General features: G+C 67.8%; 12 protein-coding genes and 1 pseudogene. 4 read left to right on the top strand and 9 right to left on the bottom strand.

From position 1 onward, the window contains the following. Positions 1-45: 45 nt before the first annotated feature. Entirely contained in the window at positions 46-483 is a 438-nt protein-coding gene (locus BN2503_RS11575; protein WP_054256817.1) for an HIT family protein, read from the bottom strand. A gap of 47 nt (positions 484-530) precedes the next feature. Between BN2503_RS11575 and guaD the strand changes: the two genes are divergently transcribed. Continuing rightward, positions 531-1841 carry a guanine deaminase gene (gene guaD / locus BN2503_RS11570; RefSeq protein ID WP_054256816.1) on the top strand — a complete coding sequence of 437 codons (1311 nt, stop codon included), beginning with the start codon at positions 531-533 and terminating at the stop codon, positions 1839-1841. A 39-nt stretch (positions 1842-1880) separates the two neighbouring features. After that, positions 1881-2453: a dCTP deaminase gene (gene dcd, locus BN2503_RS11565; RefSeq protein ID WP_054256815.1), complete on the top strand. Its 573-nt coding sequence runs from the start codon at positions 1881-1883 to the stop codon at positions 2451-2453. Positions 2454-2462: 9 nt separating this feature from the next. Here dcd and BN2503_RS11560 read toward each other — a convergent pair whose 3' ends face one another. Both BN2503_RS11560 and pcp read right to left on the bottom strand, forming a co-directional pair. Further along, a complete protein-coding gene (locus BN2503_RS11560) occupies positions 2463-3374 on the bottom strand; it encodes a delta(1)-pyrroline-2-carboxylate reductase family protein (RefSeq protein WP_054256814.1) in 912 nt (303 codons plus the stop codon). Position 3375: 1 nt separating this feature from the next. Then, positions 3376-4022, bottom strand: a pseudogene (gene pcp, locus BN2503_RS21440) (pyroglutamyl-peptidase I). Positions 4023-4090: 68 nt separating this feature from the next. On the opposite strand from pcp, the gene ypfJ reads away from it, so the two are divergent. Both ypfJ and BN2503_RS11545 read left to right on the top strand, forming a co-directional pair. Continuing rightward, the gene (gene ypfJ, locus BN2503_RS11550) at positions 4091-4957 is read left to right on the top strand and encodes a KPN_02809 family neutral zinc metallopeptidase (protein ID WP_054256813.1); all 867 of its coding nucleotides are present in this window, start codon (positions 4091-4093) and stop codon (positions 4955-4957) included. Between the two features lie 58 nt (positions 4958-5015). Further along, positions 5016-6467, top strand: a complete 1452-nt coding sequence (locus BN2503_RS11545) for a DEAD/DEAH box helicase (protein WP_054256812.1) — start codon at positions 5016-5018, stop codon at positions 6465-6467. Positions 6468-6540: 73 nt separating this feature from the next. Here BN2503_RS11545 and BN2503_RS11540 read toward each other — a convergent pair whose 3' ends face one another. The 6 genes from BN2503_RS11540 to BN2503_RS11515 are packed head-to-tail and all read right to left on the bottom strand — an operon-like array spanning position 6541 to position 13393. Continuing rightward, positions 6541-7203 (bottom strand): nitrous oxide reductase accessory protein NosL, encoded by a 663-nt coding sequence (locus tag BN2503_RS11540; protein ID WP_233495059.1) that lies wholly within the window; start codon positions 7201-7203, stop codon positions 6541-6543. A 2-nt stretch (positions 7204-7205) separates the two neighbouring features. Then, positions 7206-7760: a nitrous oxide reductase accessory protein NosL gene (locus BN2503_RS11535; RefSeq protein ID WP_054256811.1), complete on the bottom strand. Its 555-nt coding sequence runs from the start codon at positions 7758-7760 to the stop codon at positions 7206-7208. After that, positions 7757-8572, bottom strand: coding sequence for an ABC transporter permease (locus tag BN2503_RS11530; protein WP_054256810.1), 816 nt, complete (start codon positions 8570-8572; stop codon positions 7757-7759). Before BN2503_RS11530 ends, BN2503_RS11535 begins: the two co-directional genes overlap by 4 nt. Positions 8573-8590: 18 nt before the next feature. Continuing rightward, entirely contained in the window at positions 8591-9523 is a 933-nt protein-coding gene (locus BN2503_RS11525) for an ABC transporter ATP-binding protein (protein WP_054256831.1), read from the bottom strand. Then, positions 9498-10769, bottom strand: a complete 1272-nt coding sequence (locus tag BN2503_RS11520) for a nitrous oxide reductase family maturation protein NosD (RefSeq protein ID WP_054256809.1) — start codon at positions 10767-10769, stop codon at positions 9498-9500. The genes BN2503_RS11525 and BN2503_RS11520 overlap by 26 nt, the downstream gene beginning before the upstream one ends. Beyond that, positions 10766-13393, bottom strand: coding sequence for a NosR/NirI family protein (locus BN2503_RS11515; protein ID WP_054256808.1), 2628 nt, complete (start codon positions 13391-13393; stop codon positions 10766-10768). Before BN2503_RS11515 ends, BN2503_RS11520 begins: the two co-directional genes overlap by 4 nt. Positions 13394-13422 lie beyond the last annotated feature (29 nt).

Genomic DNA, 13422 nt, shown 5'->3' with positions numbered 1-13422 from the left:
TGGGTGATGGTTTTGGCCGGTTTTCATTGAAAACCGGCCCCGGCGTCACAGCGCCGCGCGCAGCCGCTCGGCGTAGCCCTGCAGCACGGCTGGGCCGGGCTCTTGGCGCGGCCAGGTGAAGGTGATGCCGTCGTCCTCGTGGCGCGGCACCACGTGCATGTGGAAGTGGAAAACGGTCTGCCCGCCCAGCGGGCCGTTGGCCTGCAGCAGCGTCAGGCCCGGCGGGTCAAACACCGTGCGGATGGCCTGGGCCACGCGCTGCGCCGTCTGCATGACGGCGGCAGCCTCTTCGGGCGTGAGGTCGAACAGCGTGACCGCATGGCGCTTGGTGGCCACCAGCACATGCCCCGGGGTGACCTGGCCCAGGTCCATGAAGGCGACGGTCAACGCATCCTCGTACACCCGGGCTGCAGGAATCTCGCCTGCCACCAGGCGGCAGAAAATGCATTGGCCGGGGGGCGAGGTATCGACGAACATGGGCATGGGTTGTCTCCCTTTGGGTGGTTTTAAACGCGGGTATCGTACCGGCCATGCAGATTTACCGCAGTGCGCTGTTGCGCTTCACCCAGGACGGCCAAGCCGTGTATGACGAAGATGGCCTGCTGGCCATCGCCCCTGACGACCAGGGCCGCGCGCGTGTGCAGGCGGCGGGCAGCTGGCAGGCGCTGCGGGCCCGCTATGAAGGGCGCACGGTCACGCACTGGCCGGGGCGCATCATTGCGCCCGGCTTTGTGGATATGCACATCCATTACCCGCAGACCGACGTGATTGGCTCGCCCGCGCCGGGCCTGTTGCCCTGGCTGGAGAACTACACCTTTCCGGCCGAAGCGCGCTTTGCCGACCCGGGCCATGGTGCCCAGGTGGCGCAGTTCTTCGTGGAAGAGCTGCTGCGCAACGGCGTGACCACGGCGATGGCGTTTGCCACTTCGCACCCGGCGTCAGTGGACGCGCTGTTCACCCAGGCCCAGGCACGCGGCATGCGCCTCATCACCGGCAAGGTGCTGCAGGATCGCCACTCGCCCGATGGCGTGCGTGACGACACGGTTCAGGGGCTGATCGACTCCGAGGCGCTGATCCAGCGCTGGCACGGCGTGGACCGCCTGGGCTACGCCATCACGCCACGCTTTGCACCCACCAGCACCCCCGCGCAGCTGCGCGGGGCGGGTGAGCTGGCGGCGCGCTACCCGGACACCTGGATCCAGTCGCACGTGGCGGAGAACCGTGACGAGATCGACTGGGCGCGCGCGCTCTTCCCCACCGCGCGCAGTTACCTGGCGGTGTACGACGGCTTCGGCCTGATGCGCGAACGTGCCGTCTACGCGCACTGCATCCACCTGGACGCCGAAGACCGCGCCTTGCTGCGCGCGCGCCGTACGGCAGCGGCCGTGTGCCCGACCAGCAACCTGTTCCTGGGCAGCGGCTTTTTCGACCACGCGGGTGCGCACGAGGCCGGCTTTGTCCATGGCTTGGCCAGCGACGTGGGCGGCGGCACGAGCTTTTCGCCGTTTCGCACCATGCAGGCGGCGTACTACGTGGGGCGCACCGGCGTGGAAAGCGGGCAGGCCAAGCGTGGCCTGTCGCTCACCCCCACGCAGCTGTGGTGGCAGCACACCGGCGGCGCCGCGCAGGCCCTGGGGCTCGACGGCGTGGTAGGCAACCTGCAGCCGGGCTGCGAGGGCGACTTCATCGTGCTCGACCCCCGTGCCACGCCGCTGCTGGCGCGGCGCTCCGCGCAGGCGCGGAGCCTGGACGAGCTGCTGTTTGCGCTAATCGTGCTGGGTGACGACCGGGTGGTGGAGCAAACCGTCATTTCACAGGCAAAATACGCCCCTAGCGCTTGACCATCAAGCGCTAGCAGCTATGAAAAACGGAGTAACTGCATGAGTATCAAGAGCGATAAATGGATACGCCGCATGGCCGAGCAGCACGGCATGATCGAGCCCTTCGAGCCTGGCCAGGTACGCGAGGTGGATGGCCGGCGCATCATCAGCTACGGCACCAGCAGCTACGGCTACGACATCCGCTGCGCGCCTGAATTCAAGGTGTTCACCAACATCCACAGCACCGTGGTGGACCCCAAGAACTTCGATGAGAAGAGCTTCGTCGATTTCCAGGGCGACAGCTGCATCATCCCGCCCAACAGCTTTGCGCTGGCGCGCACGGTGGAGTACTTCCGCATTCCGCGCAACGTGCTCACGGTGTGCCTGGGCAAGAGCACCTACGCGCGCTGCGGCATCATCGTCAACGTCACGCCCTTCGAGCCGGAGTGGGAAGGCTACGTGACGCTGGAGTTCTCCAACACCACGCCGCTGCCTGCGCGTATCTACGCCGGCGAGGGCTGCGCCCAGGTGCTGTTCTTCGAGAGCGACAAGGACGACGTGTGCGAGGTTTCGTACAAGGACCGGGGCGGCAAGTACCAGGGCCAGGTCGGCGTTACCTTGCCGAAGGCCTGAACCGCGCGCTTACGCGCCGCGCAGCGCCAGCCGCGCAGCCGCCAGATCCCAGCCGCCCCAGCCGCAGCTCTTGAACAGCACCGGCCCCGGGCCGGGCCGCCAGTGTGTGCGCTCCAGGCTGGCCAGTGTGGGCAGGGCGGTTACGTCGAGCCCCGCCTGCAGCAGATCGCCCGCCTCGTGCGCTGCATCGGCCGTGTCGACCAGGATCTGACCGTTTGCCGCGAAGGCGCGGCACAGCGCCGCATCCAGCTCCACCATCTGTGGCGTGAACGCACCCACGGCAGCGAGGAAGGTATCGGGGTGGGGCGCCGAGCGCAGCACCACGCCACTGGCGGGGGTGCAGGTGACGATCAGCGGGCACAGCGCCGCCGCGCGGTCGGCGTCTTCCACCACGTGGGCCTGCACGCCCAAGGCGTGCGCCTGCAGCGCCAGCGCCTGGGCGCTGGCCTGGCTGCGCGAAGCCACCAGCACCTCGGTCACGCCCAGGCCGGCCACGAAGGCGTGCAGGTGCGCCAGGCCCTGCGCGCCCGCGCCCACGATCAATAGCGGCCCCTGCGGCACGCGCGCCAGCCGCTGCGCCGCGTACAGCGACACGGCCGCGGTGCGCCGGGCGGTGATGGTGGGGCCGTCCAGGATCAGTCGGCGCGTGCCTGTGGCCACGTCGAACACCACCACGTCGCCCTGGATGGTGGCGCGGCCCGTGCCCGTGTTGGCGGGGGTGAACGTGATGAGTTTGGTGATGGCCACCTGCGTGTCACAGGCAGGCATGGTGAACAGGGTGCCGCCACCTGCCAGCGGCAGCACGGTGCGTGCGGGCACCTGCACGCTGGCGTCGCGCAGCACGGCGGCGATTTCATCGGCCAGCGGCAGCCAGGGCAGTTGCGCGGCGGTGGCTTCGGGGCTCAGGAGGGCTTGGTGCATATCAGTGTTCGGTTCCGGCGTGCAGGGGGATGTCGTGGCGCGCCAGGGCTGCGGCCCACAGCGCGGTGTAAACGCCGCGCACCATGTCGCGCAGCGGCATTCCGGGGAGGCCCTGTTCGGGCAACTGCGGTACGTGGATGAAGCCGCCGCGCGCGCCGGGTGCGCCCGCGCCCTGGTGCAGCAGGTGCAGCAACCCGTACAGCACCTGGTTGCACACGAAGGTGCCCGCGCTCTGCGACACCTCGGCCGCGATGCCGCGATGCCGCTCTGGCGCACGGCGCGCAGCATGGCCTTGATCGGCAGTGTGGCGAAGTAGGCAGCCGGGCCATGGGGCACCACGGGCATATCGACGGGTTGCGCGCCTTGGTTGTCGGGAATGCGTGCATCGATGACGTTGATGCCGATGCGCTCGATGGACAGCGCCGCACGCCCGGCTGCCAGCCCCAGGCACAACACGAGGGCCGGGCGGTGCGCCTGCAGCAGCGCGCGCAGGTGCTCCAGCGCCTGGCCGAATGCCGTGGGCAACTGTGCCGCCACCACCTGGTGGCCCGCGATGCGCTGCCCTGCCAGGGCGCGGGCCACGCACCAGCTGGGGTTGACCGTGGTGTTGTCGAACGGGTCGAAGCCCGTGAGCAGTATGGGGGGCATGGCGCCATGGTAGCGCGAGCGCAATAATCGCCCCTTTGCCCCCGCAGCGGGGGCGGGGAGCGGCAGCGATGCGATGGGAAGGCAACCGTGAATCGGACAACGTGGAAGACCGCCGCAGCGGCGGCGGTGGTGGTGGCGGCCTGGGCGGGCGCACCATCGGCATTGGCACGGTGGTCATCGCCCTGATCGGCTGGGGCGTGTTCGGCATCAACCCACTGACCACCATTGGCCTGCTCTCGGGCGGCGGCGCGCCGCAGGTGCAGCAGGGCCCGGCCCAGCACCCGCCGCAGGACGATCGGCAGGCCGCGTTCGTCTCTACCGTGCTGGCCTCGACCGAGGATGTGTGGACGCAGATCTTCCGCCAGGGCGGGGCGCAATACCAGCTGCCGAAGCTGGTGCTGTTCCGTGGCACTACGCCCACAGCCTGCGGCATGGGGCAAAGCGCGATGGGGCCGTTTTACTGCCCTGGCGACCGCAAGGTCTATCTGGACATGGATTTCTTCGACACCATGAGCCGCCAGCTTGGTGCGCCGGGCGAATTCGCGCGTGCCTACGTGATCGCGCATGAGGTGGGCCACCACGTGCAGACGCTGCTGGGGGCCACGGGCAAGGTGGACGCGATGCGTGGCCGTGTCAGTCAGCGCGAGCAGAACGCGCTTTCGGTGCGGCTGGAGCTCCAGGCGGACTGCTATGCAGGCATCTGGGCCCGGCACTCGCAGCAAGCCAAGAACTGGCTCGACCAGAGCGACATCGAATCGGCCATCAACGCCGCGCAGCAGATCGGCGACGATACGCTGCAGCGCCAGCAGACCGGCACCGTGCGGCCCGACGCATTTACCCACGGCACCAGCGCGCAGCGCGTGCGCTGGTTTTCCATGGGCTTGAAACAGGGCAGCGTGCAGGCGTGCGACACCTTTTCGGCCAACAGTCTCTAAGCCCCCTTGAAGCGAAAAAAACCAGGGTTTCCACGCCTGGTGCGACAATAGCAGGTTCATGACCAGTTCTTTTTCCAATCTATCGCTGGCCGAGCCGCTGGCGCGTGCCGTGGCCGAAATGGGCTACGAGAACATGACGCCCATCCAGGCGCAGGCCATTCCGGTGGTGCTCACCGGCAAGGACGTGATGGGCGCGGCGCAGACCGGCACGGGCAAGACGGCGGCGTTCTCGCTGCCGCTGCTGCAGCGCCTGCTCAAACACGAGAACAGCTCCGCCTCGCCCGCGCGCCACCCGGTGCGCGCGCTGGTGCTGCTGCCCACGCGCGAGCTGGCCGACCAGGTGGCGCAGCAGATCGCGCTGTACGCCAAGCACACCAAGCTGCGCAGCACTGTCGTGTTTGGTGGCATGGACATGAAGCCGCAGACGCTGGAGCTGAAAAAAGGTGTCGAAGTGCTCGTGGCCACGCCGGGCCGACTGCTGGACCATATCGAGGCCAAGAACGCCGTGCTCAACCAAGTCGAGTACGTGGTGCTCGACGAGGCGGACCGCATGCTCGACATCGGTTTCCTGCCCGACCTGCAGCGCATCCTGAGCTACCTGCCCAAGCAGCGCACCACGCTGCTCTTCTCCGCCACCTTCTCGCCCGAGATCAAGCGTCTGGCCGGCAGCTACCTGCAAGACCCCATCACCATCGAGGTCGCGCGGCCCAACGAGACCGCCTCCACGGTGGAGCAGCGTTTCTACAGCGCGAACGACGACGACAAGCGCCGCGCCATTCACCAAGTCCTCAAGTCCCGCGGCCTCAAGCAGGCTTTTATCTTCGTCAACAGCAAGCTCGGCTGCGCCCGCCTGGCGCGCAGCCTGGAGCGCGAAGGCCTCAAAACGGCCGCGCTGCACGGTGACAAGAGCCAGGACGAGCGCCTCAAGGCACTTGACGCCTTCAAGCAGGGCGAGGTCGATCTGCTGGTGTGCACCGACGTGGCCGCACGTGGTCTGGACATCAAGGACGTGCCCGCCGTGTTCAACTTCGACGTGCCGTTCAACGCCGAAGACTACGTGCACCGCATTGGCCGCACCGGCCGCGCGGGCGCCACGGGCCTCGCCGTCACGCTCGTGTCGAACAGCGACACGCGCCTGGTGGCCGACATCGAGAAGCTCACCAAGAAAAAGATCGAGATCGAAGCCATTGAGCTGGACGACGACCGCCGCGCCCGTGGCAGCCGCCACAATGATGGCCGCCGCGCCTGGCGCGAGGCTGGCGAGGAAGACAGCGCCTCGGCACCACGCAGCCCGCGCAGCGGCTACCGCGCACCCGCCGTGGCGCGTGACCCGTTCTTCGACAAGCCCTACGAGCCCAGCGCAGCTACCGTTGCCACCCCCGCCAGCTGGGAGGCTGCCCCGAAGGCAGCTACTGCAGCGCGCAGCGGCATCTCGGCCAACATCAAGCCCAAGCGCAAGGTGGCAGCCTTGTTCAAGGCGCCCACGCCAGTGGCCGAATCGGTCGAGTAGACGGAAATCCCATCAAAAATAGCTGCTAACGCTTACTGGGTAAGCGCTAGCAGCTATTTTTTTGGTAGCGAACTCAGTGCCCGTGCGGATGCCCGCCCTGCCCGGCCAGGGTGGCGATCAGGGCCGCGTCCACCTGGGTGAATGTCCGCACCTGACCACCGCGCCGCTGAGCGAAGGCCTGCGCCGCATCCTGTGTGGCAAACGCGGGTAGGTTGCCCGCGCGCATCGGGCCCTTGGCATTGGAGCCGTGCACATAGAAGGCGCTGCGCGCGTCGATCCACGCGGCATCATCGCGGCGGGCGCTGTCGTGTACGTACGCCGCAGCGATGTCCTGCATGCTGCGGCCGGGGCTGTAGCGTGCCACGTCGTGCAGGTACATGAACAGCGACAGCGGCGAGTCGAAGAAATGCGCCTCCCCCTGGGCGAAGATCACCTGCGCCGCCCATTCGGGGGCGCGCGCAGGGAACATGCCACAGACCGGGCAGCGCGCCTCGGCGGGGACGGTGCGCGCTGCGGTGGGGGGGCGGCCGCTGGCTGGGTCGTAGGGCGTGGGCGGGGCGACGAGGCAGACATCGTCGCCGGGCAGCAGTGCGTTGTTCTTGGGTGTGGCACCTTGCCTGGCGGCCCAAGCGCCCACGGCGCCGGCAACGCCGGTGGCCGCGCCCGCCAGGGCGAGGGCCATCCAGGCGCGGCGGCGCAGCGTGGTTGGCTTGGAGGGCGGGGCGGGCGCAGCCATGGTTACATGCGCGTGTCGTGCAGCGCACCGCCGCTCAGGTCCACCATGTCGCGCTGGATGTCGGCGAAGCGCAGCACCTTGCCGCCGTATTCGCCCGCGAATTTCGTGGCGTCGGCCTGCTGAGCGAAGCTGGCGATGGTCGGGCCCATGGAGCCATGGCGCTTGCTGCCGAGCACGTACACGGCCGTTTTGGCGTCGATCCAGTGGCCCTTGGGTTCGTTCCAGTCGGCCTGGCCCATGTCCTGCACGTAGACGGCGCGCACGGCGCGCACCTGCTCGCCGGCCAGCAGGGTGTTGAACAGCTCTACCGTGTCGCAGAAGAAGGCCGGCTTGTCCTGGCCGGCGTAGTGGATCTGTGCCTTCGGGCCGGGGTAGTCGGCCAACAGCATGCCGTCGAGCTCGCAACTGGTGGCGCGGTCGATTTCCACGGGGGCAAGCGATGGCGCCTCGCCCGCTTTCTCGCCGCAGGCGGCGAGCAGCGTGCTGAAGGCGGCCAGGCCGAGCGTGCCGAGCACATCGCGGCGGGTGTGGCGGCGGGTGAAACAGGAACAGGTCATGGCTTGAATCTCCAGTTGGCGAGGGCGAGCGGCACCACGATCCAGGCCAGCATCACGGCGCCCATGGCGGCCGGGTTGCCCAGCGAGGCTGGCACCACGCTGGCCAGGCCGTAGAGGGTGCGTACGTCTTCGAGTGAGAACACGTTGAGGATGCGGAACACGTCCGCCGGGTTGAGCAGCAGCAGCCAGGCAAAGGCGTCGCCCGCGAAGCGCCCGCCGGTGGTGACGAGTACGCCGAGCAGTAGCAGGTCGAACACCAGCACGAAGAAGAACCAGACGGCGATGGCCAGGCCCGAGGCGCGCGTGCGGTCGCGTGCCAGCACCGAGATCAGCACTGCCAGGCTCAGGAAGGCCAGCCCCAGCAGCACCGAGCTGAGCATGAAGCCGACGTAGTGGAACAGGGCGTTCGCGTTCATGTGGCGCCACAGCAGCACGGCCACCAGGCCGAAGCCCGCCAGCGTGGACAGCGTGAGCGCCAGCGCCAGGCCCAGGTACTTGCCCAGCAGCAGCTCCAGCCGTGTGATGGGCAGGGCCAGCAGCAGGTCGAGCGAACCGCGCTCGCGCTCACCTACGATGGCGTCGAAGCCGAGCAGCAGCGCGATCAGCGGAATCAGGTAGATCACCAGGCTGACCAGGCTGGCAATGGTGAACTCGATGGAGCGCAGGCCCACGGCGCCCTGCTGCGCACCGCCAAAGTAGGCGATGACGAGCGAGAACACGGTGAACACCAGGGCCACGGCCAGCACCCAGCGGTTGCGTATGCGGTCGCGGAATTCCTTGGCGGCGACAGTGAGGATGGGGGAGATTTCCATGGGGCAAGGCGTAGGGGTTTAGGCCGCGAAGCCGAAGAACACGTCTTCCAGCGAGGGCTCCAGCAACTTCAGGTCGCGCACGCGCGCGCCCAGCGGGGCCAGCGCAGCGAGCACGGCCATCTTCTGCTCGCGCGGGCACTGCAGGCGCAGGCCGGCGGGCGTGGCCTCGGGCGCGATGCCGGTGGCGCCTTGCAGCGCCTGGGCGGCGGCGGGTGCGTCGGTGGCGTCCAGCTCTAGCTCCACGGTCAGCGGCATGCGCGTCTGTTCGCGCAGCGCCTGCACGCTGCCTACGGCCTGCAGGCGGCCCGAAGCGAGGATGGCAAGGCGGTCCACACGCTCCTGCAGTTCCGACAGGATGTGCGAGGTGATGATGACCGTGACTCCGTCGGCCTGCAGCGCGCGCAGTGTGGCGTAGAAGTCACGGATGGCGGCCGGGTCCAGTCCGTTGGTGGGCTCGTCGAGAAACAGCACGCGTGGGCTGCCCAGCAATGCCTGGGCAAAGCCCAGGCGCTGGCGCATGCCCTTGGAGTACTCGCGCACCGGGCGGCGGCCGGCATGGCCCAGGCCCACGCGCTCCAGCATGGCCGGGCATTCGGCCAGCGGCGCGCCCTTGAGGCGGGCAAAGAACTGCAGCGTCTCCAGCCCGTCGAGGTTGTCGTACAGCACCACGTTCTCGGGCAGGTAGCCGAGCTGGCGCCGCGCAGCGCGAAAATCGCGCCCGGTGACCGAGGCACCGCCCATGCGGATATCGCCCTGGGTGGCACGTGTGAGGCCGAGCATCATCTTGAACAGGGTGCTCTTGCCCGCGCCGTTGTGGCCAATGAGGCCGAGAATTTCGCCGCGCGGGATGTCCAGGCTCACGCCATCGACAGCACGCAGCGCGCCGTAGTGCTTGCTCACATCGTGCAGCGAGATGGCCAGTGCATCACTGGCCGGGAAAGTGCTTACCACGCCATTCACTCCAATCTTTGTGGCCGGGCTGCATGCGCGGGTGGGGATCGACCACCGAAGGCGCACGCAGAATCGGGAATTGCCGCCCCACCAGGCGCAACGCCTGCACCGCCGGGCTGGCCAGCAGGAGCTTGACGCTGGGGTGGCGCCAGGTCAGGCGGTCCACCATGTCGTTGGCCTCGTAGGGCACGTCGCCCATGCCGTCGCCATCGCGGTCCCAGCCCAGGTAGTTGCTCCAGTGGTTGCCGCGCTGCGTGCCCCAGCGCTCGTCGCGTGCGCCCACGTAGCGCACTTGTTCGCGGTTGCCGATGAGGTCGTTGCCCTCCACCTCGTTGTTCTTCGAGCCGGCCGACAGGTGCACGCCTACGGTGTTGTCGACGATCAGGTTGTCGTTGAGCTTGATGTACTCGACGTCGTAGATGAAGAAGCCGCGGTTGTTGCCTGCCACCACGTTGTTCTCGATCACCGAGTCCTGCAGCGTGCGCAGCATGATGCCGTGGTCGGAGTTGCCCCAGGCGCGGTTGCCGCGCACCACCTGGTCGCGCACCTCCATCAGGGCCAGGCCGCCGCGGTTGTAATAGGTGTCGTTGTCCTCCCACAGGTTGTAGTAGGAGTTCATGTAATGCGTGCCGTAGCGGCTGTGGTGCAGACGGTTACCCTTGAACACCGCGTGGTGCGACACATCCACGTACAGCGCGTCGCGGACGAAGCTGATGTCGTTGTTCAGGATCTGCGCGCCCTTTGTGTTGTAGAGCTGCACGCCGTTGCCGCGCTGCGGCGAGGCGTACTCGCGCTTGCCGGTGATGACGTTGTGCTCGATGCGCACGTCGTCGGCTTTCTCGATCCACAAGCCGAACAGGTTGTACGTCAGGTCGCAGTGGCGCACCACGGCGCGGTGCGCGCCGGGGTAGAGGTAGATGCCGGCGTTTTGCGCCTTCAGGTCGTCGCCCGAGTCGCGCACGATCAGCCCTTCGATCACCACGTCCGGCGCGGTCACGCGGATGGTGTCACCCTGGTTGCCACCGCTCAGGGTAGGGCGGTCCAGCCCGCGCAGCGTCAGCGGCTTGTCGATCAGCAGGTTGGCGCGGTACTGGCCGCGCTGCACTTGCACCGTGTCGCCGGGCTGGGCCGCGCGCACGGCGGCGGCCAGGTCATCACCCGGGCGTACGGTGAGGGTGGCTGCCTGGCAGGCCCCGGCGATCCACAGCACCAGGGCCCGGCTTAAGTGGGTGATGGCGCCCTTCATGGGGTGAACGACCCCAGGGCCTGCAGCGCCAGGAACAGCGCGGCGCCGATCATCAGGTTCTTGAAGCCGACGTAGCTGATCATGTCGAACACCCCGGACATACGGTAGTTGTCGCGCCACCACGGGCCGTCCTTGACATAGCGGCGACCCGACAGGCGGATCAGCGCCTCGTACACGCTCCAACCGAACCACCAGCCGATGATGGCCCCCGAGGACAGATGGCCCAGGGCCGTCATCACCCACGCCACGCTGGCCGCCACGGCCAGGGCGATGCCGGCCATCTGCAGCGCGCGGCGGCTGTGCCAGCCTTCGCTGCTCCACGGCCACAGGTGGTCGCGCAGCTCCAGCAGCAGCCACTTGGCGGCGCCTACGCCACGCTTGTGCGCGGGCAGGGTGGGGGCGGTGGGCATGCGCGGGTCGGGGCCGTTCTTGGCCTTGGCGGCGATCTGGTCCTCCACCTTGGCCGGGTGGATGGGGATGAAGTAGCCGTTGGCGCCGATGGGCGTGATCTCCAGGCCGTCCTTCTCGCGGCGCTTGCGCTCCTTGGCCAGGGGCGGGCAGCCCTTGGTGTCGGTGTACAGGATCATGCAGTCGAGGCAGTGCAGGCACTCGCGGTGGTCGATGCGGCCATCGGTGTCGATGGCCTGGGCGCCGCAGCCCACGGCGCAGGCCTTGCAGCTGTTGCAGTCTTGCTTGCGCTTGAGGCCGAACCAGCGGAACGTGCTCGGCATGGCCAGCGACGCGCCCAGCGGGCAGATGTACTTGCAATAGGGCCGCTCGATGAAGATCGACACCCCCAGGATGGCGGCCACGAACAGGCCGTAGGGCCAGGCGCGGTTCATCACGCCGACCAGGAAGGTGGTCTTGAACGGCTCGACCTCGGCCAGCTTTTCCGCCAGGCCCATGGAGAACATCGACACCGTGAGCAGGAAGAAGAACACGGCGTACTTCACCCACTTCAGGCGGTCGTGCCACTTCTGCGGCAGCTGGGTCTGGAAGCGCTTGAGGCCGATGGCTTTGGCGATCTTGAAGATGGCCTCTTGCAGTGAGCCAAACGGGCACATCCAGCCGCAGAACAGGCCGCGCCCGAACAGGAACACGGTGACGATGATGAAGATCCAGAACAGGAAAATGAACGGATCGGACAGGAACAGCGACCAGGTCCACTGGAACAGGATGGAGTGGAACCAGGTCAGCACCTGCGTGATGGAGGGCTGGGCCATGGTGCCGAAGCCAATCCAGAAGATGCTGAGGGCCCAGAACGTGTACTTGAAGCCGTTGACGGGCCACTTGTTCTTGTGCGTGGACAGGCGCGTGAGCTTCTCGCGCAGCGCATACACCACGGTGACGGCGACCAGCAGCAGGGCAAACAGGCCGATGGGCAACGCCTGCGACTTCCAGATGCGCACCCAAGGCGCGTCAGGCTCCTGGACCTCGGGGCGGCCGCCTTCGAGCAGGGCTGCGGGCAGCCAGTATTTGGCCTCGAACACGGCGAAGCTGCGGTGGCCGGTGGCGCGGTCGACGCGGTTGCCCAAGAAGGCGAACTTCCACGGGTAGGCGGCCGAGAAGGCCTGCGAGCGGATGATGAAGATGGCCGATTCGTTGTAGCTGGGCGCGCCGGCGGCGTCGAGCCCGTAGAGGTTGAGCGAATCCAGGTCGCGGAAGGTGAACGAGTCCGCCCCCTGCTTGACCTGCACGCGGTCGAAGATGCCGCCGCGCACGAAGCCCGAGCCCTTGAACGACTCCTGCCCCGCGGTCTTGATGACGAACAGCGCGTTCTCGCCCTCCTTGAGGCGCGAGCGCAGGCTCTCGAAGCCGTTCTTGCCCAGCAGGCTGCGGCCCACGTCGGGCTGGTTCAGGTCGCCGAACCACAGCTCGATGAACGGCTCGGGGCCGCGTGGCAGGCCCACCTGCTCGGGCAAGACCCGCAGGCGCTGCACCGCGCCCATCTGCACGAGCTGGGCCCAGTCGTAGGTCTGGCCGGTGGTAGTGAAGCGTGCCTGCGCGCGTACCGTGGGGGCGATGATGCCGGTCTGGCGCGCCACGGCGGCGCCGGAGGCCATGACCACCTGGTTCTGCGCCACCACGGTGACAGTGGCGCCGGAGATGGCATCGACGCCGATGACGTTCTCATCGGGGCGCGAGGGGCCGACCTCGATGGTGTCGGTGACCGACTTGCCCAGGTACTGGTTGTTGAAGTTGATCAGCGCCGATTCGGGAATGCCCAGCAGCAGGATGGGCTCGGAGTGCTTGAGCACCTTGATGCCGACGAAGCGGCCATCCTTGTCCATGCCGATGAGCGTGACCACCGGCTTGCCCGAGTAGGCGGGCGTGTCGGTGATGTCGGTGGAGAGCATGACGTAGCCCAGCAGCTTGTCGCCCTCGCTGCCCTCTTTGCCGTAGGCCTCGACGTAGGGCGGCTGGCCCTTGCGTTGGGAGAACCGCGTGGCGCCGGGAAACACCTCGGCGCAGGGCAGCAGCGCGCACAGGTCGGGCGCGGTGGCCAGGTTGGCGGGCAACTCGGCCTCGTAGGCGCCTGCGTGGGCACGGGGCGCCAGCAGCATCGTGAGCGCCAGCAGCAAAGCTAGGAAAAGGGCGGCGAACCGGGAACCGTGGGTGGGCATTGCACTACTTATTTAATAGCCGGCAGCGC

This window comes from Paenacidovorax caeni (assembly GCF_001298675.1).
Taxonomy (GTDB): domain Bacteria; phylum Pseudomonadota; class Gammaproteobacteria; order Burkholderiales; family Burkholderiaceae_C; genus Paenacidovorax; species Paenacidovorax caeni.
The sequence above is the reverse complement of the archived record's forward strand: the minus strand, read 5'-3'. Positions and strand labels throughout refer to the sequence as shown.